Consider the following 22,707-nt stretch of genomic DNA (forward strand, 5'->3'; position numbering starts at 1 on the left):
TGGAGTGTTTATGGCAGTCAAGGTCCTGGTGGTGGATGATTCTGGTTTTTTCCGCCGCCGCGTCTCGGAAATTCTTTCGTCGGACCCGACCATCCAGGTGGTGGGGACTGCGACCAATGGCCGGGAGGCAATCGATCAGGCCCTGGCGCTCAAGCCTGACGTGATCACCATGGACTACGAGATGCCGATGATGGATGGCATCACCGCCGTACGTCATATCATGCAGCGCTGTCCGACCCCGGTATTGATGTTCTCCTCGCTCACCCACGAAGGCGCTCGGGTAACCCTCGATGCGCTGGACGCGGGAGCGGTGGACTATCTGCCGAAGAATTTCGAAGACATCTCGCGCAACCCCGAGAAGGTCAAGCAGATGCTCTGCGAGAAGGTTCACACCATCTCGCGCAGCAACCGGCGCATGGGCAGCTACAGTCCTCCGGCCACCGCGCCGGTAACCACTGCCGCCAGCCCGGCCCCGAGCCGGCCGGCAGCCGCGCCTGCCGCCACAAGGTCCCTGCCAACTCGCACGCCGGCCGCCACGCCGACCCCGACCCCGCCGCCGCCCAAGCGCAAACCCTACAAGCCGCTGGCCATCGGTACCTCCACTGGCGGCCCGGTGGCGCTGCAACGGGTGCTGACTCAGTTGCCGGCCCATTTCCCCACGCCCATCGTGTTGATCCAGCACATGCCGGCGGCTTTCACCAAGGCCTTTGCCGAACGCCTGGACAAGCTGTGCCGCATTACCGTCAAGGAAGCCGAGGACGGCGACGTGCTGCGACCGGGCCTGGCGCTGCTGGCCCCCGGCGGCAAGCAGATGATGGTCGACGGCCGCGGCGCGGTGAAGATCCTGCCCGGTGACGAACGCCTGAACTACAAGCCCTGCGTGGACATCACCTTCGGCTCGGCGGCCAAGTCCTACGGCGACAAGGTACTGGCCGTGGTGCTCACCGGCATGGGCGCCGACGGTCGCGAAGGCGCGCGTCTGCTCAAGCAGGGCGGCAGCCAGGTGTGGGCCCAGGACGAAGCGAGCTGCGTGATCTATGGCATGCCCATGGCCATCGTCAAGGCCAACCTGGCCGATGCCGTGTATGCCCTGGACGACATGGCCCGGCACCTGGTGGAGGCCTGCGTCTGATGGACGTCTTGAGCCTGATCGGGATCATTCTGGGGTTCATCGCCATCATCGGCGGCAACTTCCTGGAGGGCGGGCATCTGTCGGCGCTGCTCAATGGCCCGGCGGCGTTGATCGTGGTGGGGGGCACCCTGGCGGCGGCCCTGATCCAGTCGCCCATGAGCGCGTTCAAGCGCGCCTTGCAGAACGTGCGCTGGATTCTGTTTCCACCGCGGGTCGACATGGCCGGCGGCATCGATCGGGTGGTCAACTGGAGCCTGGTGGCGCGCAAGGAGGGCCTGCTGGGCCTGGAGACCGTGGCCGATTCGGAGCCAGACAACTACGCCCGCAAAGGCTTGCAGTTGCTGGTCGACGGCGCCGAGCCCGAGGCCATTCGCAGCATCCTGGAAGTGGACTTCTACACCCAGGAAACCCGCGATATCCAGGCCGCCAAGGTGTTCGAATGCATGGGCGGCTATGCGCCGACCATCGGCATCATCGGCGCGGTGATGGGGCTCATCCACGTGATGGGCAACCTGGCCGATCCGTCGCAACTGGGCAACGGTATTGCCGTGGCCTTCGTTGCCACCATCTATGGCGTGGCCAGTGCCAACCTGGTGCTGCTGCCGGTGGCCAACAAGCTCAAGGCCATTGCGCATCGGCAGTCGGCGTACCGTGAGATGCTGCTCGAAGGCATTCTGTCCATTGCCGAGGGCGAGAATCCGCGCTCCATCGAACTGAAGCTGCAAGGCTTCATGGATTGAGGGGACTACGCCATGGCTCGCCGCCGCCGACCTGAGGAACATGAAAACCACGAACGCTGGCTGGTGTCGTATGCCGACTTCATCACCTTGCTGTTTGCCTTTTTCGTGGTGATGTACTCGATATCCTCGGTCAACGAAGGCAAGTACAAGGTGCTGTCCCAGGCGCTGGTAGGCGTGTTCAACGACCCCGAGCGCAGCCTCAAGCCCATTCCCATCGGCGACGAACGCCCATTGACGGTCAAACCGGCCGAGCCGCTGGTCAGTGAAAGCGAGCAGACCGAAGCGGCCATCGGCCAGGCCAATGACCCGCTGCAGACCATCGCCGACAGTGTCCGCGATGCCTTTGGCGATTTGATCAAGTCCGATCAGCTCACGGTGCGCGGCAACGAGCTGTGGATCGAGATCGAGCTCAAGTCCAGCCTGTTGTTCGGCAGCGGCGATGCGATGCCCAGCGACACGGCGTTCGCCATCGTCGAGAAAGTGGCGAAGATTCTCAAACCCTTCGATAACCCGGTGCACGTGGAAGGCTTCACCGACAACCAGCCGATCCGCACGGCGCAGTATCCGACGAACTGGGAGCTGTCCACGGCCCGAGCGGCGAGTATCGTACGCATGATGGCCATGGAGGGCATCGACCCCCGGCGCATGGCGGCGGTGGGTTATGGCGAATTCCAGCCGGTGGCCAGCAACGACAGTGCCGATGGGCGAGGGCGCAACCGCCGCGTGGTGCTGGTGATTTCGCGCAACCTCGACGTGCGGCGCAGCATTACCAGTTCAGGATCGGCCAATGCCAAACCGGATGCGGCATTACGCCGGGCTGGCACACAAACTGCACCGTCGCCGGTAACAGCGCCGACGCCTGTCAAAAGTCCGTCATCAGGCCAATAACTTAGAACCTTCACTATCTCGGTAGTGGGCAGCGGTGCCGAGGAGAAACCACCACGATGAGAGTCTGGGCAGTAGCCAATCAAAAAGGCGGGGTCGGCAAGACCACCACCTCGATCGCCCTGGCTGGCCTGCTGGCCGAGGCCGGCAAGCGTGTGGTCGTGGTCGACCTGGACCCCCATGGTTCCATGACCAGCTATTTTGGCCACAATCCAGACGAGCTAGAGCACAGCTGCTTCGATCTGTTCCTGCACAAGGGCAGCGTGCCCCAGGGGTTGCCCGGGCAACTGCTGCTGCCCACCAGCGACCCGAACATCTCCCTGTTGCCCTCCAGTACCGCACTGGCGACGCTTGAACGCCAGCAACCGGGGCAGAGCGGCCTGGGACTGGTCATTGCCAAAAGCCTGGCGCAACTGTGGCAGGACTTCGACTACGCCCTGATCGACAGTCCCCCGCTGCTGGGCGTGCTGATGGTCAACGCCCTGGCGGCCAGCCAGCAGTTGGTGATCCCGGTGCAGACCGAGTACCTGGCGGTCAAAGGCCTTGAACGCATGGTCAGTACCCTGGCGATGATCAACCGTTCGCGCAAGCAGCCGCTGCCGTTCAGCATCGTACCGACCTTGTTCGACCGCCGTACCCAGGCTTCGCTGAGCACGCTGCGCGCGTTGCGCGACGACTACACCCAGAACATCTGGCCCGGCTACATTCCCGTGGACACACGCCTGCGCGATGCCAGTCGTGCCGGGCAAACCCCTTCGCAGTTCGACGGCAAGAGCCGCGGCGTGGTCGCTTATCGCGCCCTGCTCAAGCACTTGCTGTCGCAGCAGCTCGTCACGCAGGTAGCCTGATGAACCGTCCGGTCGATATCGCCCAGCGTCCGCAAGTCGCCCTGCAGTCCTATCTGGATGGGCTGTTGCAGGACGCCACCGAAGCCTTCGAAGAGTTCGAGACCCGCCTGGACGTACTCGATGAGTTCCAGGCTGCGGTGCTCGAAGAGCAGGCCCGGGATGCGCGGGTCAGTCGGGTGGTCGAAGCCGCGCCGGCCGCCGTGCAGCCCGTCGCCCTTGAGCCGGTTCGCCTGGCGCCGGTGGTGGCGCCTGTGCTGCCGGCCACGCCGACGCCGGTGGCGCCAGTGGTGGACGTGCACTTGCCGGCCCCGGGCGGTACCAAGACGCCCACCCTCGAGGATGGCCGCCCCAGCTGGGCAGCAGAACCGTTCGAATGCCTGTTGTTCGACGTCGCCGGGTTGACCCTGGCGGTGCCGCTGGTGTGCCTGGGGTCGATCTACTCCCTGGCGGGTCAGGAACTCACCCCGCTGTTCGGGCAGCCCAACTGGTTTCTCGGCATTCTGCCCAGCAACAGCGGGAACCTGAAAGTTCTCGACACCGCGCGCTGGGTCATGCCCGACCGCTACCGCGACGATTTCCAGCAAGGGCTGCAATACGTGATCTCGGTGCAGGGCTACGAATGGGGGCTGGCAGTGCATCAGGTCAGCCGCTCGTTGCGCCTGGACCCCAGCGAAATCAAATGGCGCAGCCAGCGCGGCCAAAGGCCCTGGCTGGCCGGTACCGTCATCGAACACATGTGCGCGCTGCTGGATGTCGCCGAACTGGCCGAATTGATCGCCAGCGGCGGCGCCAAACATCTGATGCACGTCGCCAAATCACCGGCCAAGGCCAGCGCCAAGCCGAAGCCATGAACGAACACGCCGTAGACACGGTATTTGAGAGGTTAGGGGTATGAAGAAGTCGTCCGCACAAGGTTCCGAAGATCCGATCCTGCAGTGGGTCACCTTCCGCCTGGACAATGAAACCTACGGCATCAACGTGATGCAGGTGCAGGAAGTGTTGCGCTACACCGAGATCGCTCCGGTGCCAGGCGCGCCGAGCTATGTGTTGGGCATCATCAACCTGCGCGGCAACGTGGTGACGGTGATCGACACCCGCCAGCGCTTCGGCCTGGCGCCCACCGATGTCAGCGACAACACCCGCATCGTGATCATCGAAGCCGACAAGCAGGTGGTCGGGATTCTGGTCGACAGCGTGGCCGAAGTGGTCTATCTGCGCCAGTCTGAAGTGGAAACCGCGCCGAACGTGGGTAACGAAGAATCCGCCAAGTTCATCCAGGGTGTCTGCAACAAGAACGGCGAGTTGCTGATCCTGGTGGAACTGGACAAGATGATGTCCGAAGAAGAGTGGTCCGATCTGGAGAACATCTGATTGATTTTCGAGGTTGCTGTCGTACTGCTGGCGGTGCTGTGGGTCGGGACCGTTGCGATGTTCCTGAGCTATCAGAAAAGCCAGCGCCTGATGGCTGCCGAACAGGCCGCGGGCGATGCCGTGCGCGATCAGCGGCTGCGTGATCTGGCCAAGCGGCTGGACGATTATCAGAATCTGAATGTGCGCATGGGCGATGCGCTGCACGAGCTGCGGGCGGTGGTGGGGCCTTTGCCGGACAAGCTGGCGCAGATCGAGCAGCGTGACCCGGGGAGTTTGTCGTTCGCGCAGGCAGCCAAGCTGGTGGGGATGGGGGCATCGGTGGATGAGCTGACGCAGGCGTGTGGGTTGACGCAGGCGGAGGCTGAACTGATGAGCAAGCTGCACCGCGGCTGATCGCTCGGGTTGCCGCAGCACCCCTGTGGGAGCGGGCTCTGCCCGCGATGGCGGTGGGATGGGGTACATATCCGGTTGCGTGGGGGCGCTTCTTTTGGTTTCGCGCCTTACGCGCGACTTACTTTTACAAGCGCCTAAAAGTAAGCAAAACGCTACGCCCCCCATACGGCCCTTCGCTGCGCTACGGGTCCCCTCACTCCGGTGGCGTTCCGGGGGCCGGCTTTTACGGCCGTCCCTGGCCTAAAAGCCTGACTCGGCTCCTGCCTCGTCTCCCCCTACACACCACCTGCGTTCGGCCGGGCTGGAAAGGGGCGTTGGAGCAAGATCAAGATCAAGATCAAGAGCTAAAGCCAAAGCCAAGCCAAGTGAAGCCAAGCCAAACCAAACCCAAGCCAAGGTAAACCAACCCAAACCAAGCCAAACCAAACCAAACCAAACCAAGCCACACCCAAACCTAAGCCAACCCAAACCCAAACCCAAACCCAAACCCAAACCCAAGCCAAACCCAAACCAACCCCCCGCCTTTGATCCGCTTTTGATCTCGCTTGTGATCTTGACCTCACGCCCGTCCCAGCCCGGCCGAACGCAGGCGATGTGTAGGGGGAGACGAGGCAGGAGCCGAGTCAGGCTTTTAGGCCAGGGACGGCCGTAAAAGCCGGCCCCCGGAGCATCGCCGGAGTGAGGGAACCCGTAGCGCAGCGCAGGGCCGTATGGAGGGCGCAGCGTTTTGCTTACTTTTTGGCGTCTGAAAAAGTAAGTCGCGCGTAAGGCGCGAAACCAAAACCAGCGCCCCCGCGCAAACGGATATGTACCCAAATCCCAAAGCCAGCAAGGCGATCAAAACGCCGTTTAAGGGGTGATATCTCGCTCCACCGGCGACCGAACGAACCCCGCCGGAAACTTCCCCTGCAAATGCCACGCAAACGCAATGATCTCAGCAATCGTGCGATACAACTCCTCCGGAATACTGTCCCCCAACTCCATACGCGCCAGCATCTTCACCAGCTCGGCATTCTCATAGATCGGCACTTCGTATTCCCGCGCCATGGCCAGAATCGCCTCGGCCAGGTCATCATCACCCTTGGCCGTCAAGGTCGGGGCCTGATGCCCGTCATAGCGCAGGGCAATGGCCTGGCGGGGTGTCTTGTCGGTCATGCGGTTTCGTCCACCCAACGTTGTTCCAACCGCGTGCGCGGGCCTTGTGGAGGTGTGCCTTGGTGGCATTGCAGGTCGGCAACGGTCAGGCCGCTGGCCTGTAGCCGTTCGCGCAGGTTGTCCAGTTGGTGCTCGATCAACTGAGCGGTGCCTGGGCGTTCGGCCCAGAGCTGGCTCGACAGGCTGCCATGGGCCAATTGCGCTTGCACCTGCAGGGGCCCCAAGGGCTCCAGATCGAAGGCGAGGTCCACGCGCCAGATTTTTTCCTTGTTGGGGCGCGGTTCATTGGCATCGTTCGGCGCCTGCTCGTCCTTGCCATCCTCGCGCTGTACCTTGACCTGCAGCGGGATGAATTCATTCAGGTGGCGCATCGGGATTTCCAGTTGCCACGTGGTTTGCAAACCACCGTCGGCGCTTCGTCCGCTTTGCTCCAGCCCCGCCAACTGATGGCTCTGCAAGCGCGCCACGGCGGCGCCGGCCAGGCGTAGCAGGTGTTCCAGATCATCATCGCCTTCGCCCTTGGGCGTCGTGCGCGCGGGCAGGGGGAAACTCACCACTTGCGGTTTCTCGCTGACCTGACCCCAGGCGTTCAAGGCGTTGCGCACACGACCGGGCATGGCTTGCGTCAGTACCGTCGCGGCCAGCATGGGATTGAGAGCGGTAGTGGCGGTTTGCCCAGGGGTGAGTTGTGCCACCAGGCGCAGCAACGCCGATTTCAGATCGGGCGCCGGCTGACCGTTCAACAGGTTGGCCTCCAGGAAAGCGCCGCTGCCGAGCATGGCCTGGGCGACGGTTTTCGGGTCGGTCATCTGCTGGAAATCCGGCAGCGTTGCCAACAGGCGTTCGACGCCGTCGCGTGCCTGCTGTGGCACCTGCGCGCTCTGCTGCAGGTTCTGCAAGGCGGCCAGCAGGCCATCGAGCGAGCCTTGGCGGGTCTGCTGGGTGGCCAACTGCTGGGACACCGCCAATTGATCCATGCGTCCGCTCAGTGGCACGAAGTTCAAGGCCTGGCTGCCCTGGACCTGGGCACTGAGCAGGCTGCCCTGGCGCAAGGGTTGCGGGCTGTCCAAAGCCAGGATGTTACCGGCCAGGGCGGTATTGAGCAGGGTGACCATGGCCCGATAGACCGCGGGCTGTCCAGCGGCTTGGGGCAACAACTGGCTGCTGGTGACCTGGCCTTGCAGCAGGGTGCCCACCGGCAGTTTCTGTGTATCGATCCGTGTCAGGGTGGCCACGTTGGCGCTCTGCGCCTGCTGCAGGGTGACCAGCGGCGCATTGCCCGCCAGGTTCGACACCAGCAACTGGGTGCCCTGGGTCACCGGCTGTTGACTGCTCGCGGTGATGGTGGCCACGCCGCCACCTGCCAGGCTCAGGCGCAGCAGCAGTTCGAAGTTCTGGCTGCCGGGCTTCACGGCGACCACTTCGGCGTCCACGCTTTCGCCCACCGCCAGCAGGCTGTTCAGCGGCTGGGTGATTTTCACCAGCTCCGCCGCCGACGCGCCTGGCCGCGCGGTGCCGGTGGCGGGAAGGGGGGCGGCGACGTTGTTGATCAAGTCGGGCATGCGCATGAAACCTGTGTCGATTGCGCCCTTGTGGCCGGGCGACGCATGTATAATGCCGAGCCAATCTGGCCCAAGCCTTGTATACACTGCTATGGCAGTATAACGGCAGCCGCCCAGCAAACTTGAATGCCGGCAGCGATTGCAACCCGCTTCCACCCGATGTTAAGGCCGAGTCTTGATCCCACACCTGCATGCTACCGACCTTGCCTGCGAGCGCGACGGGCGGATGCTTTTCGAGCATCTGCAGTTGCCCCTGCACGCTGGCGACATGCTGCAGGTCAGCGGCCCCAATGGCAGCGGCAAAACCAGCCTGTTGCGTCTGCTCGCCGGGCTGATGCTGCCCACTGCCGGCCAGGTGCTGCTGAACGGCAAGCCATTGGCCGAGCAACGCAGCGAAGCGGGGCACAATCTGCTGTGGATCGGCCATGCCGCGGGGATCAAGGACCTGCTCAGCGCCGAGGAAAATCTCGCCTGGCTCTGCGCCCTGCATACCCCCGCCAATCACCGGCAGATCGGCGTTGCGCTGGAGGCGGTGGGCTTGCGTGGTTATGAAGACGTGCCTTGCCATACCCTGTCCGCAGGCCAGCAACGCCGCGTCGCCCTGGCGCGGCTGCATTTGCCGGGCCCGCCATTGTGGATTCTCGACGAGCCCTTCACCGCGCTCGACAAACAGGGGGTGGTCCAGTTGGAACTACACCTGGCACGCCACTGCGAGCGCGGTGGCACGGTGGTGCTGACCACTCACCACAGCCTGACACGCCAGCCGGCCAGCTACCGCGAACTGGACCTGGGCAGGTACGCGCCATGAGCGTATTCGGCCTGTTGCTCAAGCGCGAAGCCCGCCTGCTGTGTCGCCGACCGGCGGAACTGGCCAACCCGCTGGTATTCTTCGCCATCGTCATCGCGCTGTTTCCCCTGGCCGTAGGTCCGCAAATGCAGTTGCTGCAAACCTTGTCGCCGGGTCTGGTGTGGGTGGCGGCGCTGCTCGCCGTGCTGTTGTCGCTGGACGGCCTGTTTCGCAGCGACTTCGAAGACGGCTCGCTGGAGCAGTGGGTGCTGTCGCCTCATCCGCTGCCGCTGTTGGTGCTGGCCAAGGTTCTGGCACACTGGACGTTCTCTGGCCTGGCGCTGGTGCTGCTGTCACCGCTGCTGGCGCTGATGCTGGGCCTGCCGGCGGCCTGCCTGCCGGTTCTGCTGCTGTCGCTGCTGCTGGGCACCCCGGTGCTGAGCCTGCTGGGTGCGGTGGGCGCGGCACTTACCGTGGGTCTCAAGCGCGGCGGCCTGCTGCTGGCGCTGCTGATCCTGCCGTTGTACATCCCGGTGTTGATCCTGGGCAGCGGCGCGCTGCAAGCCGCTCTGCAAGGCATGCCGGTGGCCGGTTACCTGTTGTGGCTGGCCAGCCTGACCGTTCTGGCGGTCACCCTGACACCCTTTGCCATCGCCGCTGGCCTGAAGATCAGCGTCGGCGAATAATGAGACCTGGCCGCATGCACGGCCAGCCAACGCCTTTGGATACACCGTGATGAAGAACAGCGTGATGAGCTGGACATGGTTTCACAAGCTGGGCTCGCCCAAATGGTTCTATGGCATCAGCGCCAGGCTGCTGCCCTGGCTTGCCGTGGCGGCAGCGTTGCTGATCGGCATCGGCGTGGTCTGGGGGTTGGCGTTCGCGCCGCCGGATTACCAGCAGGGCAACAGCTTTCGGATCATCTACATCCACGTGCCGGCGGCGATGTTGGCCCAGTCCTGCTACGTGATGATGGCGGTGGCCGGTGTGGTCGGCCTGGTGTGGAAAATGAAGATCGCCGACGTCGCCCTGCAGTGCGCTGCGCCCATCGGCGCCTGGATGACCGCCCTGGCGCTGGCCACGGGCGCCATCTGGGGCAAGCCGACCTGGGGCAGCTGGTGGGTGTGGGACGCACGCCTGACTTCCATGCTGATTCTGCTGTTCCTGTATTTCGGCCTGATCGCCCTGGGCCAGGCCATCAGCAATCGCGAGAGCGCCGCCAAGGCCTGCGCGGTGCTGGCCATCGTCGGGGTGATCAACATTCCGATCATCAAGTACTCGGTCGAATGGTGGAACACCCTGCATCAAGGCGCGACCTTCACCCTCACCGAAAAGCCGGCCATGCCGGCCGAGATGTGGCTGCCCCTGCTGCTGACCGCGCTGGGCTTCTACTGCTTCTTCGGCGCCGTGCTGCTGGCCCGCATGCGTCTGGAGGTGCTCAAGCGCGAAGCGCGCAGCAGCTGGGTCAGGGAACAGTTGGTGCAGCACCTCGGTCAGGAGGGGGCACGATGAGTTTTGCTTCATTCGGCGATTTTCTAGCCATGGGCCATCATGGCCTGTACGTCTGGTCGGCCTATGGCCTCTGCCTGGCCGTACTGGCCATCAACGTTGCTGGCCCATTGCTGGCTCGACGTCGTTATCTGCAAGAAGAGGCGCGCCGTCTGCGCCGGGAGAAGGGCAAGTGAAGCCGCAGCGCAAGAAACGTCTGTTGATCATCCTCGGCCTGCTGGTGGGGGTGGGCGCCGCCGTGGGCCTGGCCCTCAGCGCGCTGCAACAGAATATCAACCTGTTCTATACCCCCACCCAGATCGCCAACGGTGAAGCCCCCGTGGACACTCGCATCCGTGCCGGCGGCATGGTGGAGAAAGGCTCGCTGCAGCGCTCGGCCGACTCCCTGGACGTGCGCTTCGTGGTCACCGACTTCAACAGGAACGTGACCATCACCTACCGTGGCATCCTTCCGGACCTGTTTCGCGAGGGGCAGGGCATCGTCGCCCTGGGCAAGCTCAATGGCGAGGGTGTGGTGGTGGCGGATGAGGTGCTGGCCAAGCACGACGAGAAGTACATGCCGCCGGAGGTCACCAAGGCGCTCAAGGAAAATGGTCAGGCGGGGAACACACCATGATCGCGCCGCTGCTGATTCCGGAACTGGGCCATCTGGCGATGATCCTGGCGTTGTGTTTCGCCGTGGTGCAGGCCAGCGTGCCGTTGATGGGCGCCTGGCGCGGCGACCGCCTGTGGATGAGCCTGGCGCAGCCTGCGGCCTGGGGGCAATTCGCCTTTCTGGCCTTTGCCTTCGGCTGCCTGACCTACAGCTTCATGGCTGATGATTTCTCGGTGCGCTACGTGGCCGAAAACTCCAACAGCGCCTTGCCCTGGTATTACAAGTTCAGCGCCGTGTGGGGTGCCCACGAAGGCTCGCTGCTGCTCTGGGCGCTGATCCTGGGTGGCTGGACGTTCGCCGTGTCGATCTTTTCCCGGCAACTGCCCCAGGTCATGCTGGCGCGGGTGCTGGCGATCATGGGCATGATCAGCATCGGCTTCCTGCTGTTCCTGATCCTCACCTCCAACCCGTTTACCCGTGTGCTGCCGCAGATACCCGGCAACGGCCGTGATCTCAACCCACTGTTGCAGGACATTGGCCTGATCGTGCACCCGCCGATGCTGTACATGGGCTACGTCGGCTTCTCGGTGGCGTTTGCCTTCGCCATTGCCGCGTTGCTGGGGGGCAAGCTGGACGCCGCCTGGGCGCGCTGGTCGCGGCCCTGGACCATCGTTGCCTGGAGTTTTCTGGGCATCGGCATCACCCTGGGCTCCTGGTGGGCCTACTACGAATTGGGCTGGGGTGGCTGGTGGTTCTGGGACCCGGTAGAGAACGCCTCATTCATGCCTTGGCTGGTGGGCACGGCGCTGATCCATTCATTGGCGGTCACCGAGAAACGCGGGGTGTTCAAAAGCTGGACCGTACTGCTGGCCATCGCGGCATTTTCACTGAGCCTGCTGGGGACTTTCCTGGTCCGCTCCGGGGTGCTGACGTCAGTGCATGCGTTTGCCTCCGATCCCACCCGTGGCGTGTTCATCCTGATCTTCCTGTTGTTCGTGGTGGGCGGCTCGTTGACCTTGTTCGCCCTGCGCGCGCCGGTGGTGAAGAGCCAGGTCGGCTTCACCCTGTGGTCGCGAGAAACGCTGTTGCTGGGCAACAACCTGGTGCTGGTGGTCGCCGCGTCCATGATCTTGCTCGGCACCCTGTATCCGCTGGTGCTCGATGCCCTGACCGGGGCCAAGCTGTCGGTGGGGCCGCCGTATTTCAATGCGCTCTTCGTGCCGCTCATGGGCCTGCTGATGCTGGTGATGGCAGTGGGCGTACTGGTGCGCTGGAAGAGTACGCCGGTGGCGTGGCTGCGCGGCATGCTGGTGCCGGTACTGATCGGCAGCGCGGTGCTGGCGCCAGTGGCCTCCTGGCTGCTGGGCGACTTCGATTGGCCGGTGTTGACCACCTTCGCCCTGGCGGCGTGGATTCTGTTGGCCGGTCTGCGTGATCTGCATGACAAGACTCGCCACAAAGGGCTGCGCCGGGGCATCGCCAGCCTGCCACGCAGCTACTGGGGCATGCATTTGGCGCATCTGGGCATTGCTGTGTGTGCGCTGGGCGTGGTGCTGTCGAGCAACAACAGCGCCGAGCGCGACTTGCGCATGGCACCGGGCGATAGCATGGAACTGGCCGGCTACCAATTCATCTTCAACGGCGCCCAGCATTATCAGGGGCCGAACTTCACCTCCGACCGGGGCAGCGTGCAAGTGCTGCGCAACGGCGTGCAGGTGACGCTGTTGCATCCGGAGAAACGGCTGTACACGGTTCAGCAATCGATGATGACCGAGGCCGGTATCGACGCCGGCTTCACCCGGGACATCTACGTGGCGTTGGGCGAGCCCCTGGAAAACGGTGCGTGGGCGGTGCGTATCCACGTCAAGCCGTTCGTGCGCTGGATCTGGTTCGGTGGCTTGCTCACCGGCCTGGGCGGATTCCTGGCCGCACTGGACAAGCGCTACCGGGTCAAGGTCAAGGCGCGCGTACGGGATGTATTGGGCATGGGAGCAGCGGCATGAGGCGGTGGATTCTAGTGGTGCCGCTGGCGGCGTTCCTGATAGTGGCCGTGTTTCTCTACCGGGGCCTGTACCTGGACCCCGCCGAGCTGCCCTCGGCGCTGATCGGCAAGCCGTTCCCCGAGTTTTCCCTGCCCACGACCCAGGGCGACAAGACCCTGAGCCGCGCCGACCTGCTCGGCAAGCCGGCGCTGGTCAACGTCTGGGGCACCTGGTGCATCGCCTGCCGGGTCGAACACCCGGTGCTCAACAAGCTGGCCGGGCAGGGCGTGCTGATCTACGGCATCAACTACAAGGATGACAACGCCGCTGCGCAGAAATGGCTGGCCGATTATCACAACCCCTACGCCCTGGACATCAGCGACAAGGAGGGCACCCTCGGCCTGGATCTGGGTGTGTACGGCGCGCCCGAGACGTTCCTGATCGATGCCAAGGGCATCATTCGGCACAAGTGGGTAGGGGTGATCGATGACACCGTGTGGCGCGAACAACTGGCGCCGCTGTATCAGGGACTGGTCGACGAGGCCCGGCCATGAGGCGTTGGTTCGCTGTGCTGGCGCTGGCCTTGGGTCTGAGTGGCGTGGTTCACGCGGCCATCGATACCTACCAGTTCGCCGACGACGCGCAACGTCAGCGCTTTCGCGAGCTGACTCAGGAGCTGCGCTGTCCCAAATGCCAGAATCAGGACATCGCCGACTCCAATGCGCCGATCGCTGCCGACCTGCGACGGGAAATCTTCCGCATGCTCGGCGAGGGCAAGGACAATGCCCAGATCATCGACTTCATGGTCGATCGCTATGGTGAGTTCGTGCGCTACAAGCCGGCGCTCACGGCGCGTACCTGGCTGTTGTGGTTCGGCCCGGCCGGGCTGTTGCTGGGGGGCTTGGTGGTGATCGGGGTGATGGTACGCCGTCGTCGCCGGCAACCGGCCTCAAGCCCGCGCGATCTTTCTGCTGCCGAACGCGCGCGCCTGGCGGCGTTGCTCGACCAAAAACCGTTGGATAAAAACCACCCATGATCGATTTCTGGTTGGCTGCTGGCCTGTTGCTGCTGGTGGCGTCGAGTGTTCTGCTGATTCCTGTCCTGCGCGTTCGCCGCGCCCAACCTGAAGAGGACCGCACGGCGTTGAACGTGGCGCTGTATCAGGAACGCGTGGCTGAGCTCAAGGCCCAGCAGGAGGAGGGGGTACTGACCTCGGCGCAGCTGGAGAATGGCCAGGCGGAAGCGGCGCGCGAGCTGCTGGCCGATACCGATGGCGCAGACAGCGTCAGGGCTTCCCCGCTGGGCAAGGCGTTGCCCTTGGTGGCGGCATTGTTGGTACCGGTGCTGGGCCTGGGCCTGTATCTGCATTACGGCGCCAGCGACAAGGTCGAGCTGACCCGCGAATTCTCCGTGCCGCCGACGTCCATGGCGCAGATGACTGCACGCCTGGAGCGCGCGGTCGAAGTGCAGCCGGATTCGGTGGAAGGGTTGTATTTTCTTGGCCGTACCTACATGGCACAGAACCGGCCGGCGGATGCGGCCAAGCTGTTCGAACGCGCCATTGGCCTGAGTGGGCGCCAGCCGGAGCTGCTCGGGCAGTGGGCTCAGGCGCTGTATTTTGCCAACGACAAGCAGTGGTCGGCGCAGATCCAGGCGCTGACCGACGAGGCGTTGATCGGCGATCCCAAGGAAGCTACCAGCCTGGGCTTGCTCGGCATTGCCGCGTTCGAAGGGCAGCGCTATCAGCAAGCCATCGACTACTGGCAGCGCCTGTTGGCACTGTTGCCGGAACAGGATGCCTCGCGGAGCGCGCTGCAAGGCGGTATCGATCGAGCCCGTGAACGCTTGGGTGCGGCGCCGGTGGTGAGCGAGGCCGCCAAGGTTACCGTTGGCGCCTTGAAGGTCAAGGTCAGCCTGGCGCCACAGGTTCAGGCCAAGGTGCAGCCGGGTGATAGCGTGTTTGTTTTCGCTCGCGCCGTTTCCGGCCCGCCGATGCCCTTGGCGGTCAAGCGCATGACGGTGGCCGAGTTGCCGGTGGAAGTCGAGCTGACCGACGCCGATGCCATGATGCCCCAGCTGAAACTGTCGAACTTCGCCGAAGTCCAACTGATGGCCCGGGTTTCCCGGGCGGGCCAGCCCACTCAAGGCGAATGGGTAGCCCGAGGGGTGCCGGTGTCCAGCAAGGCCACGGCGCTCCAGCAGTTGACCATCGACAGCCCGGACCAGTAGAGAGGCAACATGAACAGTTTTGCGCGCATTGCCGTTGTCGGCTTGGCCATGGGGCTCAGTGCCTGTGCGGTGCAACGCCCGGTGGAACCGACCCCCGTGCCGCCGGTACAGACCTTGCCGCCGGTGGGGCCTGCGACCCAACCCACACCGCCGAGCACGCCACAAAAACCGGCACCCAAGCCCATGCCGCGCACTTCGGCCAGCTTCGCGCCGCCACCGGGCGGGGCGAGCCACTGGGATCCAGGGTTGGGGGTGTATGTGCTGGAAGATCAGCCCGATACCTATTACCGTCAGCGCACCTACTATCGCTGGAATGATGGCTGGAGCTGGGCAACCAGTCCGAAGGGGCCCTGGGAAGCGACGGATACCACCGGCGTGCCGGCGGGGTTGGGGCGTAAGCATCCTTGAGGGGTGTGGGTGGTTTGAGGTCTGCGGTGAATGGTCCCCTCACCCCAGCCCTCTCCCTGGGGGAGAGGGAGCTAAAAGCAGATCGCGGATAGTCGCAACACCACCGTACGGCCCCCTCTCCCCCAGGGAGAGGGCTGGGGTGAGGGGACCATTCACCACCAAACCCAACCCAACCAAATCCCCCATTCACCTCCCCACAATCCCCGCAATCTCCCCCACCACCAATTCCACCCCCCGCGCACTCAAATGGTCCTGATCCTTGTACCAGGACCCACCATCCCCAATCAGGCAGGTCTGCCCTTGGCAAAACGCCGCGTCCAGGCTCACCAGGCGTATCCGCTGCTGGGCACTGTCAGTTTCGAACACACCCCGGGTGTACTGTTGCAGCCGCAGGTGTTCGCGGTACGACACCGATAATTCATCGATGGTCTTTTGCTTCTGCGCCTCGCTTTCGTCGGCTTCCCGCGCCAGCCGGTAATACAAGGTCTTCGGGTTGATCCGCTGCTGCGGCACCTGCGCCACGATGTACACCTCGGCGCCCAGTGCTCGGTAGGCATCGATGGTGTTGTCCAACGCCGTCCTGAACACCGCTCTGGAGGCTTCGCGGCTTCGCTCCTGGCTGGCGGGGTCCACCAGGAAGTAGCCACTCATGCGTTGCTGGTCGTAGTCGCCGTCGGTGTACAAGGTCCAGCGTGATACCAGCACCACCTTCTTGATCTGGTTGTTCTTCACGTAGTCGTACTCACGCTTGGCCAGGCTTGCGCAAACACCGGGTTCGTAGTTGCCCACGGCCACGTCCACTCCCAGCAACGGCGGGCAGCCACCAATGCCGATATGGGCAATGCTTTTGCCGAGCTTTTTACCGGCCTCGTCGAAAGCCGGCAGCAGGGCCTCGGAGTGGCTGTCGCCAAACACCGCCACGTCCGGTCGGCCGTGCTGTTGCGCGGCGCCGAAAAAGCAGAAATCGATTCCCCAGCCCTTGCCGTCATAGTTCACGTCGCAGGCATCACGAATCTGTGGGTCGTTGAAGGCGCTCATCAGCTGCGGGTCGACATTGAACCGCTGGCTGAAGCCATTGTTGAGAAAGCCGGCAGTGCCCAGCGCGACGAACAGCCCCGAGGCCAGGGCGCCATAGCGAAACACCTGCGGTCGGGTGAAGGCCTGGCGGTCCCTGAAAGGCTGTTCCACAAAGCGCCAGCTCAGCCACGCCACCAGCAGCGACAGCGCGCTCAAGCCCAACATGGTGGTGGGCGCGGGCGGTAGCAAGGTGTTGTTGCGAGCGAAGGCGAACAGCGGTTGATGCCACAGGTAGGCGCTGTAGCTGATCAGTCCCACCGCAACCAGCGGCCGGCTGGCCAGCAGTCGGCCCACCAGGTTGGTGGGGTTGGCGTAGAGGATGACCAAGGCGGCGCCTACGGTCGGCACCAGGGCATTGAGCCCCGGGAAGGGAGTGGCGTGATCGAAGCTCAGCACCCCATAGCCGATCAACGCCACGCCCGCCAGGCTGCCTGATTGCGCCAGGGCAGCCGGCGCCGCGATCCGAGGTCGCCCGGCAAAATAAAAGGCGATGAACGAGCCCATCAATAACTCCCAGGCCCGCGCGTGCAACAGATAGAAGGCCGCTGCAGACTCTGCCTGGGCGCCTCGTTGCGCCAGTGCCAGGCTCGCCAGCGCGATCACGGCCAGCAGTGTGACGATCCAGCGCTGGCCCAGTCGCCAGGTGGCCATCAGTAGCAGCGGAAACAGCACGTAGTACTGTTCTTCGACGGCCAGGGTCCAGGTGTGCAGCAGCGGTTTCATCTCTGCGGCTGCGTCGAAGTAGCCACTTTCCCGCCAGAACAGCACGTTCGAGGAAAACATCGGCACTGCGGCCAGGCTTTTGCTGAAGGCCTTGAGGTCCAACGGATCAAGCCACATCCAGGCCAGTGGCAGGCACACCAGCATCATCACGAACAACGCGGGAAGAATCCGCCGGGCGCGACGTTCGTAGAAGCGCACCAAGGAGAATTCGCCCTTGGCCATTTCCGCCAGGATGATCGAGGTGATCAGATAGCCGGAAATCACGAAAAACACATCGACCCCGACAAAGCCCCCGGAGAACAATGGAAACCCGGCATGGAAGAGGATCACCGGCAGCACGGCGAGAGAACGCAGGCCATCGATTTCCGGACGATAGTGAACGTGGGACGCACTCATGCCGAGGGCCTCGCGGATGGGGTTACGCTGGGGATTCGACCAGGCTGGACGCGCACGATGGAAAACCACCGGGCAGGCTACCGCCGGACGTTTGAATGTGCAGAACAGGAGAGGGGACAAAACATGGAATGCCGCAGCCAGATTTCTACATCATGGCCATAAGCCTGTCCACCCCATACGTCGCGTAGCACCGGCGTAAGCCGGGTCCGGCGTGCTGTCGGTGTAGCACCGGCGTAAGCCGGGTCCGGGGGCAGTGCGGTGTGTCAGGTATATCGGCGGAGTGGCCGGACGCGGCTTACGCCGCTGCTACAGGATCGTTCGTAACACCGGTGTAAGCGAGTCCGGCGTGCTGTCGGTGTAGCACCGGCGTAAGCCGGGTCGGGGGGTGGTGCGGTGTGTCAGGTAGATTGGCGGAGTGGCCGGACGCGGCTTACGCCGCTGCTACGGGATTGGTCGTAACACCGGTGTAAGTGGGGTCCGGCGTGCTGTCGGTGTAGCACCGGCGTAAGCCGGGTCGGGGGCGGTGCGGTGTGTCAGGTAGATTGGCGAGGTGGGTGGACGCGGCTTACGCCGCTGCTACAGGATTGGTCGTGACACCGGTGTAAGGGGGGCCGGCGTGCTGTCGGTGTAGCACCGGCGTAAGCCGGGTCCGGGGGCGGTGCGGTGTGTGAGGTAGATTAGCGGGGCGGGCGGACGCGGCTTACGCCGCTGCTACAGGGTTATTTGGTGGTGTAGATCTGGTCGAAGATACCGCCGTCGTTGAAGTGAGTCTTTTGCACGGTTCTCCAGTCGCCGAAGGTTTTCTCTACCGAGAGAAACTCGACCTTCGGGAAGCGATCGGTGTACTTGGCCAGTACCGCAGGGTCCCTTGGGCGCAGGAAGTTATTGGCGGCGATCTCCTGGCCTTCAGGCGACCACAGATACTTCAGGTACTCATCAGCCACCGCGCGAGTGCCTTTCTTGTCCACGACCTTGTCAACCACGCTGACAGGCGGCTCGGCTTCGGCGGAAACGCTTGGGTAGACCACTTCGAACTGATCACGGCCGAATTCCCGGGCGATCATTTCAGCCTCGTTCTCGAAGGTCACCAATACGTCGCCAATCTGGTTGGTCATGAACGTGGTGGTGGCGCCGCGACCGCCGGTGTCCAGCACCGGGGCCTGCTTGAACAGCTTGCCGACGAAGTCCTTGGCCTTGCTTTCGTCGCCACCGTTCTTGAGCACATAGCCCCACGCCGACAAATAGGTATAGCGGCCATTACCCGAAGTCTTGGGGTTGGGCACGATCACCTGCACGCCCTCCTTGAGCAGGTCCGGCCAGTCTTTCAACGCCTTGGGGTTACCCTTGCGGACGATGAACACGGTGGCCGAGGTGAACGGCGCGCTGTTGTTCGGCAGACGGGTGACCCAGTCATTGGGCACCAACTGGCCATTGTCGGCCAGGGCGTTGATGTCAGTGGCCATGTTCATGGTGATGACATCGGCGGGCAGGCCGTCGATCACCGAGCGCGCTTGCTTGCTGGAGCCGCCGAAAGACATCTGCAGAGTGATGGCCTCGTTGTGCTCGGCTTGCCAGTGCTTCTGGAAGGCGCTGTTGTAGTCCTTGTAGAAGTCGCGCATCACGTCGTAGGAGACGTTGAGCAGAGTAGGAGCGGCCTGGGCGATGCTGCCCAGGGTCAAGCCTGCGGCCAGGAGCGAGGCGCCGATGATGTTCTTCACTGAAGTTCCCTTTTGTGTGTGTTCCAGCAGTTTTGGGCATTATGCCAGCGGCCGTGCCAGCAGCGTTATCACGGCGCTTAGACCATTGTGTGCTGTGCTTATGAGCGTTTCTCGAACAGCGCATTGCCGCAGCGCGAGCAGTAGGCAGCATTAGGCTCATGCTGTTTTTTACTGCACACCGGGCAGTCATGGTTCAGTTGCTCGCTGCGCATGGCGTTGGCCAACTCTGCCGTGAAAATCCCGGTAGGTACCGCGATGATCGAGTAACCGGTGATCATCACCATCGACGACAGAATCTGGCCGATCGGCGTTTTCGGCACAATGTCGCCGAAGCCCACCGTGGTCAGCGTGACGATGGCCCAGTAGATGCCCGTGGGGATGTTGGTGAAACCATGCTCCGGGCCTTCGACCACGTACATCAAGGTACCGAACACGGTAACCAGGGTGCAGACGCTGACCAGAAACACGATGATTTTCTGCTTGCTGCCGCGCAATGCCGCCAGCAGGTAGTTGGCCTGCTTGAGGTAATGGCTCAGCTTGAGCACACGGAAGATGCGCAGCATGCGCACCACCCGCACGATCATCAGGTACTGGGCATCGCTGTAGTAGATCGCCAGTATGCCCGGCACGATGGCCAGCAGATCGATCAACCCGTAGAAACTGAACGCATAGCGCAGGGGTTTGGGCGAGCAGTACAGGCGCAGCAGGTACTCCACGGCAAAGATGAAGGTGAAGCCCCACTCGATCCAGGCGAACAGATCGGCGTACTGGCTGTGCACGGTTTCCACGCTGTCGATGATCACCACCAGCAGGCTGGCCAGGATGATCAGCAGCAAGGTCTTGTCGAAGCGGCGGCCGGCGGGGGTGTCACTCTGGAACACGACGACGTACAGGCGTTCGCGCCAGGCCTGATGGGGGCTGTTCATGGGAGGTCTACTTGGCAGAGAGGCGCCCAGCCTAGGAGCTTTGGCCGGTGTTGCGCAAGGGTGCGCAATCTTCAGCGGCCTGGTGTGTCAGCCGAGTGCCTGCCTTGACCAACCAACAGGCAAGCACAAAGGGGGCGGTGAGGCCTGGCAATGCCAGGCTGGTGAAGCCTGGCTCCAGAATGATTGCCAGGGTCAGGGCCAGCAGGGCCTGCCAGGCCTTGTGGCTGAAAGCGAGGGCCGCCAGCGCCGGGTTGAAGCCGTGAAGGCCGCTCACGCCGGCACCCTGGGCGCTGGCAAAAGCGACGCCGGCGCAGCAACCGGCCAGGGCGAACAAGGCCGCGCGAGGGTTGCACAGCCATAGGCCGATGACGATCAGTGCGCCGCTGCCTGGGTTGTCCAGCACGAAGATCTGTCCCATGCCCGTGGCGATGGCATGGTACCAGGGCAGGTTCTGCGGCATTGCGGCGTCCGGCACGCCGGCCAGTTGATACACGCCCCAGCCCAGCAGCACGAAGGGCGCGGTGTAGGCGGGCAAGCAGGTGGGCCGAGGGCAGCGTTGCAGCCAGTGTTCGGTGATCAGGGTGGTGACGCCACTGCTGGCGATGATCAGCAGGGGAAGCAGCGCCGTCCACGGCATCAAATGGCTGAGCAACAGGCCGATCAGAATCCCGTTGTAGCTGTAGAGTCCGGCTTGTCGACGGCTTTTGTCGTAACCGCGGCGTTGCGCCGTGAACAGACCGCTGGCAGCACCGAGCAAGGCGCCGCCCAGTTGATGCGGATCAGCAAGGGTGATGGCCAGCAGGCAGAACAGGCCACACAAGGGGCTGCGTTGCAGCAGTACCTGGCTGAAGCCGTTGAGCAGGGCGGTAGCCCAGTCCGGGCAGAATGTGGTTTGGGTCATGATCCTGGGGGTGTCAATGCGGGCCCCATCGCGGGCAGAGCCCGCTCCCACAGTGGATCTCCACTCAGCACCGGCGGAACCCAAAGATCCCCTATGGGAGCGGGTTCCACCCGCGATGGGGCCCGCATTGACACCCCATCTCCCTCAATCCTTGCAAATAAAGCCCGCTGCGGCATGGCCGTCCGTGGGTGCTGAGTGGCGATCCCCTGTGGGAGCGGGTTCTACCCGCGATGGGGCCCGCACTGACACCGCATCTCCCTCAATCCTTGCGAATGGAGAAATTGGCCATGTGCTCCAGGCCCTTGATCAGCCCGGAGTGGTCCCAATGGCTGCCCCCCAACGCTGCGCAAGTGCTGAACACCTGCTGTGCATTGGCGGTATTGGGCAGGTTGATCGACAGTTCCCGTGCACCCTGCAGCGCCAGGTTCAGATCCTTCTGATGCAAGCTGATCCGGAAGCCAGGATCGAAGGTGCCCTTGATCATGCGCTCGCCATGCACTTCCAGGATCTTCGACGAGGCAAAGCCACCCATCAGCGCTTCGCGCACCTTGGCCGGATCGGCGCCGTTCTTCGCCGCGAACAGCAGCGCTTCGGCCACCGCCTGAATGTTCAACGCCACGATGATCTGGTTGGCCACCTTGGCCGTTTGCCCATCCCCGTTGCCGCCCACCAGGGTGATGTTCTTGCCCATCGATTGCAGCAAGGGCAAGGCGCGGGCGAAGGCCTGGCTGTCGCCGCCGACCATGATGCTCAGCGTCGCCGCCTTGGCGCCCACTTCGCCGCCGGATACCGGTGCGTCCAGGTACTGGGCACCGTGTTCGTTGACCCTGGCAGCGAAGGCCTTGGTAGCCGTGGGAGAAATCGAGCTCATGTCGATCACCACCTTGTGCGGGCCCAGGCCAGCGGCAACGCCGTCGGCCCTGAACAGCACATCCTCGACCTGCGGGGTGTCGGGGACCATGATGATGATGAACTCCGCTTCCTGGGCCACTTCCCGCGGATTGGCCAGGGCCACGGCACCGGCGGCGATCAGGTCGGCCGGGGCCGCGTCGTGGTGGGCGGAAAGGAACAGGCTGTGGCCGGCTTTCTGCAGGTTGGTGGCCATGGGATGGCCCATGATGCCGGTGCCGATGAATCCGATCTTGGACATGATTGTGATCCTTGTTCTGGTTGTTTTTATGGGGGGGCTGATGGGGTGGGATTTGCTCAATGGTCCCCTCACCCCAGCCCTCGCCCTGGGGGAGAGGGCGCTAAACGCACACGATTCGAATCAGACCACGTTGAGTTGCTTCATCCAGCCCAACCCCGCCTCGGTGGTGGTCAACGGCTTGTACTCACACCCCACCCAGCCTTGATAGCCAATCCGGTCC

General features: G+C 63.5%; 24 protein-coding genes and 1 pseudogene. 17 read left to right on the plus strand and 8 right to left on the minus strand.

The window, feature by feature from the left end:
- Positions 1–10: 10 nt before the first annotated feature.
- Genes B3397_RS20520 through B3397_RS20550 form a run of 7 tightly spaced genes read left to right on the plus strand, consistent with a single transcriptional unit; the run spans position 11 to position 5,369 of the window.
- Positions 11–1,132 (plus strand): protein-glutamate methylesterase/protein-glutamine glutaminase, encoded by a 1,122-nt coding sequence (locus B3397_RS20520; protein WP_296253586.1) that lies wholly within the window; start codon positions 11–13, stop codon positions 1,130–1,132.
- Complete coding sequence (locus tag B3397_RS20525) at positions 1,132–1,872, plus strand: flagellar motor protein (RefSeq protein WP_296253588.1); 741 nt, start codon at positions 1,132–1,134, stop codon at positions 1,870–1,872. The genes B3397_RS20520 and B3397_RS20525 overlap by 1 nt, the downstream gene beginning before the upstream one ends.
- A 12-nt stretch (positions 1,873–1,884) precedes the next feature.
- Positions 1,885–2,760 carry a flagellar motor protein MotD gene (motD, locus tag B3397_RS20530; RefSeq protein WP_296253589.1) on the plus strand — a complete coding sequence of 292 codons (876 nt, stop codon included), beginning with the start codon at positions 1,885–1,887 and terminating at the stop codon, positions 2,758–2,760.
- Between the two features lie 56 nt (positions 2,761–2,816).
- Positions 2,817–3,605 (plus strand): ParA family protein, encoded by a 789-nt coding sequence (locus B3397_RS20535; RefSeq protein ID WP_296253592.1) that lies wholly within the window; start codon positions 2,817–2,819, stop codon positions 3,603–3,605.
- A complete protein-coding gene (locus B3397_RS20540; protein ID WP_296253594.1) occupies positions 3,605–4,456 on the plus strand; it encodes a CheW domain-containing protein in 852 nt (283 codons plus the stop codon). The genes B3397_RS20535 and B3397_RS20540 overlap by 1 nt, the downstream gene beginning before the upstream one ends.
- A 40-nt stretch (positions 4,457–4,496) precedes the next feature.
- Positions 4,497–4,976 (plus strand): chemotaxis protein CheW, encoded by a 480-nt coding sequence (locus B3397_RS20545; RefSeq protein ID WP_296253596.1) that lies wholly within the window; start codon positions 4,497–4,499, stop codon positions 4,974–4,976.
- Positions 4,977–5,369: a DUF2802 domain-containing protein gene (locus B3397_RS20550; protein ID WP_296253598.1), complete on the plus strand. Its 393-nt coding sequence runs from the start codon at positions 4,977–4,979 to the stop codon at positions 5,367–5,369.
- Between the two features lie 849 nt (positions 5,370–6,218).
- Here B3397_RS20550 and B3397_RS20555 read toward each other — a convergent pair.
- Together B3397_RS20555 and B3397_RS20560 are read right to left on the minus strand one after the other, a co-directional pair.
- On the minus strand, positions 6,219–6,524 hold the full coding sequence (locus B3397_RS20555) for an EscU/YscU/HrcU family type III secretion system export apparatus switch protein (RefSeq protein WP_296253599.1): 306 nt from the start codon (positions 6,522–6,524) through the stop codon (positions 6,219–6,221).
- Entirely contained in the window at positions 6,521–8,086 is a 1,566-nt protein-coding gene (locus B3397_RS20560) for a flagellar hook-length control protein FliK (RefSeq protein ID WP_296253601.1), read from the minus strand. The genes B3397_RS20555 and B3397_RS20560 overlap by 4 nt, the downstream gene beginning before the upstream one ends.
- A 175-nt stretch (positions 8,087–8,261) precedes the next feature.
- Between B3397_RS20560 and ccmA the strand changes: the two genes are divergently transcribed.
- From ccmA to B3397_RS20610, 10 genes are all read left to right on the plus strand, one after another.
- The gene (gene ccmA, locus B3397_RS20565) at positions 8,262–8,894 is read left to right on the plus strand and encodes a cytochrome c biogenesis heme-transporting ATPase CcmA (RefSeq protein ID WP_296253603.1); all 633 of its coding nucleotides are present in this window, start codon (positions 8,262–8,264) and stop codon (positions 8,892–8,894) included.
- A complete protein-coding gene (ccmB, locus tag B3397_RS20570; RefSeq protein ID WP_296253606.1) occupies positions 8,891–9,559 on the plus strand; it encodes a heme exporter protein CcmB in 669 nt (222 codons plus the stop codon). The genes ccmA and ccmB overlap by 4 nt, the downstream gene beginning before the upstream one ends.
- A gap of 61 nt (positions 9,560–9,620) precedes the next feature.
- The gene (locus B3397_RS20575) at positions 9,621–10,385 is read left to right on the plus strand and encodes a heme ABC transporter permease (protein WP_296253629.1); all 765 of its coding nucleotides are present in this window, start codon (positions 9,621–9,623) and stop codon (positions 10,383–10,385) included.
- Positions 10,382–10,558: a heme exporter protein CcmD gene (ccmD, locus tag B3397_RS20580; RefSeq protein ID WP_296253608.1), complete on the plus strand. Its 177-nt coding sequence runs from the start codon at positions 10,382–10,384 to the stop codon at positions 10,556–10,558. The genes B3397_RS20575 and ccmD overlap by 4 nt, the downstream gene beginning before the upstream one ends.
- Positions 10,555–10,998: a cytochrome c maturation protein CcmE gene (gene ccmE / locus B3397_RS20585; RefSeq protein WP_296253610.1), complete on the plus strand. Its 444-nt coding sequence runs from the start codon at positions 10,555–10,557 to the stop codon at positions 10,996–10,998. The genes ccmD and ccmE overlap by 4 nt, the downstream gene beginning before the upstream one ends.
- Positions 10,999–11,009: 11 nt before the next feature.
- Positions 11,010–12,980: a heme lyase CcmF/NrfE family subunit gene (locus B3397_RS20590; RefSeq protein WP_296253630.1), complete on the plus strand. Its 1,971-nt coding sequence runs from the start codon at positions 11,010–11,012 to the stop codon at positions 12,978–12,980.
- On the plus strand, positions 12,977–13,513 hold the full coding sequence (locus B3397_RS20595; protein ID WP_296253611.1) for a DsbE family thiol:disulfide interchange protein: 537 nt from the start codon (positions 12,977–12,979) through the stop codon (positions 13,511–13,513). Before B3397_RS20590 ends, B3397_RS20595 begins: the two co-directional genes overlap by 4 nt.
- Complete coding sequence (locus B3397_RS20600; protein WP_296253612.1) at positions 13,510–13,995, plus strand: cytochrome c-type biogenesis protein; 486 nt, start codon at positions 13,510–13,512, stop codon at positions 13,993–13,995. The genes B3397_RS20595 and B3397_RS20600 overlap by 4 nt, the downstream gene beginning before the upstream one ends.
- Positions 13,992–15,188: a c-type cytochrome biogenesis protein CcmI gene (ccmI, locus tag B3397_RS20605; protein ID WP_296253613.1), complete on the plus strand. Its 1,197-nt coding sequence runs from the start codon at positions 13,992–13,994 to the stop codon at positions 15,186–15,188. Before B3397_RS20600 ends, ccmI begins: the two co-directional genes overlap by 4 nt.
- A 9-nt stretch (positions 15,189–15,197) precedes the next feature.
- Positions 15,198–15,596 carry a hypothetical protein gene (locus tag B3397_RS20610; protein WP_296253614.1) on the plus strand — a complete coding sequence of 133 codons (399 nt, stop codon included), beginning with the start codon at positions 15,198–15,200 and terminating at the stop codon, positions 15,594–15,596.
- Between the two features lie 186 nt (positions 15,597–15,782).
- Here the strand turns inward: B3397_RS20610 and B3397_RS20615 are convergent, their stop codons facing one another.
- The 6 genes and pseudogenes from B3397_RS20615 to B3397_RS20640 form a co-directional block, all read right to left on the minus strand.
- Positions 15,783–17,792: an acyltransferase family protein gene (locus B3397_RS20615; RefSeq protein ID WP_296253615.1), complete on the minus strand. Its 2,010-nt coding sequence runs from the start codon at positions 17,790–17,792 to the stop codon at positions 15,783–15,785.
- A 719-nt stretch (positions 17,793–18,511) separates the two neighbouring features.
- On the minus strand, positions 18,512–19,510 hold the full coding sequence (locus B3397_RS20620) for a sulfate ABC transporter substrate-binding protein (protein WP_296253616.1): 999 nt from the start codon (positions 19,508–19,510) through the stop codon (positions 18,512–18,514).
- A 98-nt stretch (positions 19,511–19,608) separates the two neighbouring features.
- Positions 19,609–20,436 (minus strand): ion transporter, encoded by an 828-nt coding sequence (locus B3397_RS20625; protein ID WP_296253617.1) that lies wholly within the window; start codon positions 20,434–20,436, stop codon positions 19,609–19,611.
- 31 nt (positions 20,437–20,467) lie between these two features.
- Positions 20,468–21,337, minus strand: a complete 870-nt coding sequence (locus B3397_RS20630; protein WP_296253618.1) for an urea transporter — start codon at positions 21,335–21,337, stop codon at positions 20,468–20,470.
- 259 nt (positions 21,338–21,596) lie between these two features.
- Complete coding sequence (locus B3397_RS20635; RefSeq protein ID WP_296253619.1) at positions 21,597–22,487, minus strand: 2-hydroxy-3-oxopropionate reductase; 891 nt, start codon at positions 22,485–22,487, stop codon at positions 21,597–21,599.
- A gap of 120 nt (positions 22,488–22,607) precedes the next feature.
- A pseudogene (locus tag B3397_RS20640) lies at positions 22,608–22,707 on the minus strand (hydroxypyruvate isomerase); the annotation flags it as partial.

It is taken from the genome of Pseudomonas sp. UBA4194 (assembly GCF_002379585.1).
Classification (GTDB): Bacteria; Pseudomonadota; Gammaproteobacteria; order Pseudomonadales; family Pseudomonadaceae; genus Aquipseudomonas.

Excerpts from the sequence above, each read along its gene's own strand:
- B3397_RS20540 (WP_296253594.1), top strand. The coding sequence starts at position 3,605 with ATGAACCGTCCGGTCGATATCGCCCAGCGTCCGCAAGTCGCCCTGCAG.
- B3397_RS20630 (WP_296253618.1), bottom strand. The coding sequence starts at position 21,337 with ATGACCCAAACCACATTCTGCCCGGACTGGGCTACCGCCCTGCTCAAC.
- B3397_RS20520 (WP_296253586.1), top strand. The coding sequence starts at position 11 with ATGGCAGTCAAGGTCCTGGTGGTGGATGATTCTGGTTTTTTCCGCCGC.
- B3397_RS20610 (WP_296253614.1), top strand. The coding sequence starts at position 15,198 with ATGAACAGTTTTGCGCGCATTGCCGTTGTCGGCTTGGCCATGGGGCTC.
- B3397_RS20625 (WP_296253617.1), bottom strand. The coding sequence starts at position 20,436 with ATGAACAGCCCCCATCAGGCCTGGCGCGAACGCCTGTACGTCGTCGTG.
- B3397_RS20595 (WP_296253611.1), top strand. The coding sequence starts at position 12,977 with ATGAGGCGGTGGATTCTAGTGGTGCCGCTGGCGGCGTTCCTGATAGTG.
- ccmB (WP_296253606.1), top strand. The coding sequence starts at position 8,891 with ATGAGCGTATTCGGCCTGTTGCTCAAGCGCGAAGCCCGCCTGCTGTGT.
- B3397_RS20555 (WP_296253599.1), bottom strand. The coding sequence starts at position 6,524 with ATGACCGACAAGACACCCCGCCAGGCCATTGCCCTGCGCTATGACGGG.
- motD (WP_296253589.1), top strand. The coding sequence starts at position 1,885 with ATGGCTCGCCGCCGCCGACCTGAGGAACATGAAAACCACGAACGCTGG.
- ccmD (WP_296253608.1), top strand. The coding sequence starts at position 10,382 with ATGAGTTTTGCTTCATTCGGCGATTTTCTAGCCATGGGCCATCATGGC.
- B3397_RS20525 (WP_296253588.1), top strand. The coding sequence starts at position 1,132 with ATGGACGTCTTGAGCCTGATCGGGATCATTCTGGGGTTCATCGCCATC.
- B3397_RS20635 (WP_296253619.1), bottom strand. The coding sequence starts at position 22,487 with ATGTCCAAGATCGGATTCATCGGCACCGGCATCATGGGCCATCCCATG.
- B3397_RS20560 (WP_296253601.1), bottom strand. The coding sequence starts at position 8,086 with ATGCCCGACTTGATCAACAACGTCGCCGCCCCCCTTCCCGCCACCGGC.
- ccmI (WP_296253613.1), top strand. The coding sequence starts at position 13,992 with ATGATCGATTTCTGGTTGGCTGCTGGCCTGTTGCTGCTGGTGGCGTCG.
- B3397_RS20600 (WP_296253612.1), top strand. The coding sequence starts at position 13,510 with ATGAGGCGTTGGTTCGCTGTGCTGGCGCTGGCCTTGGGTCTGAGTGGC.
- B3397_RS20545 (WP_296253596.1), top strand. The coding sequence starts at position 4,497 with ATGAAGAAGTCGTCCGCACAAGGTTCCGAAGATCCGATCCTGCAGTGG.
- B3397_RS20615 (WP_296253615.1), bottom strand. The coding sequence starts at position 17,792 with ATGAGTGCGTCCCACGTTCACTATCGTCCGGAAATCGATGGCCTGCGT.
- B3397_RS20535 (WP_296253592.1), top strand. The coding sequence starts at position 2,817 with ATGAGAGTCTGGGCAGTAGCCAATCAAAAAGGCGGGGTCGGCAAGACC.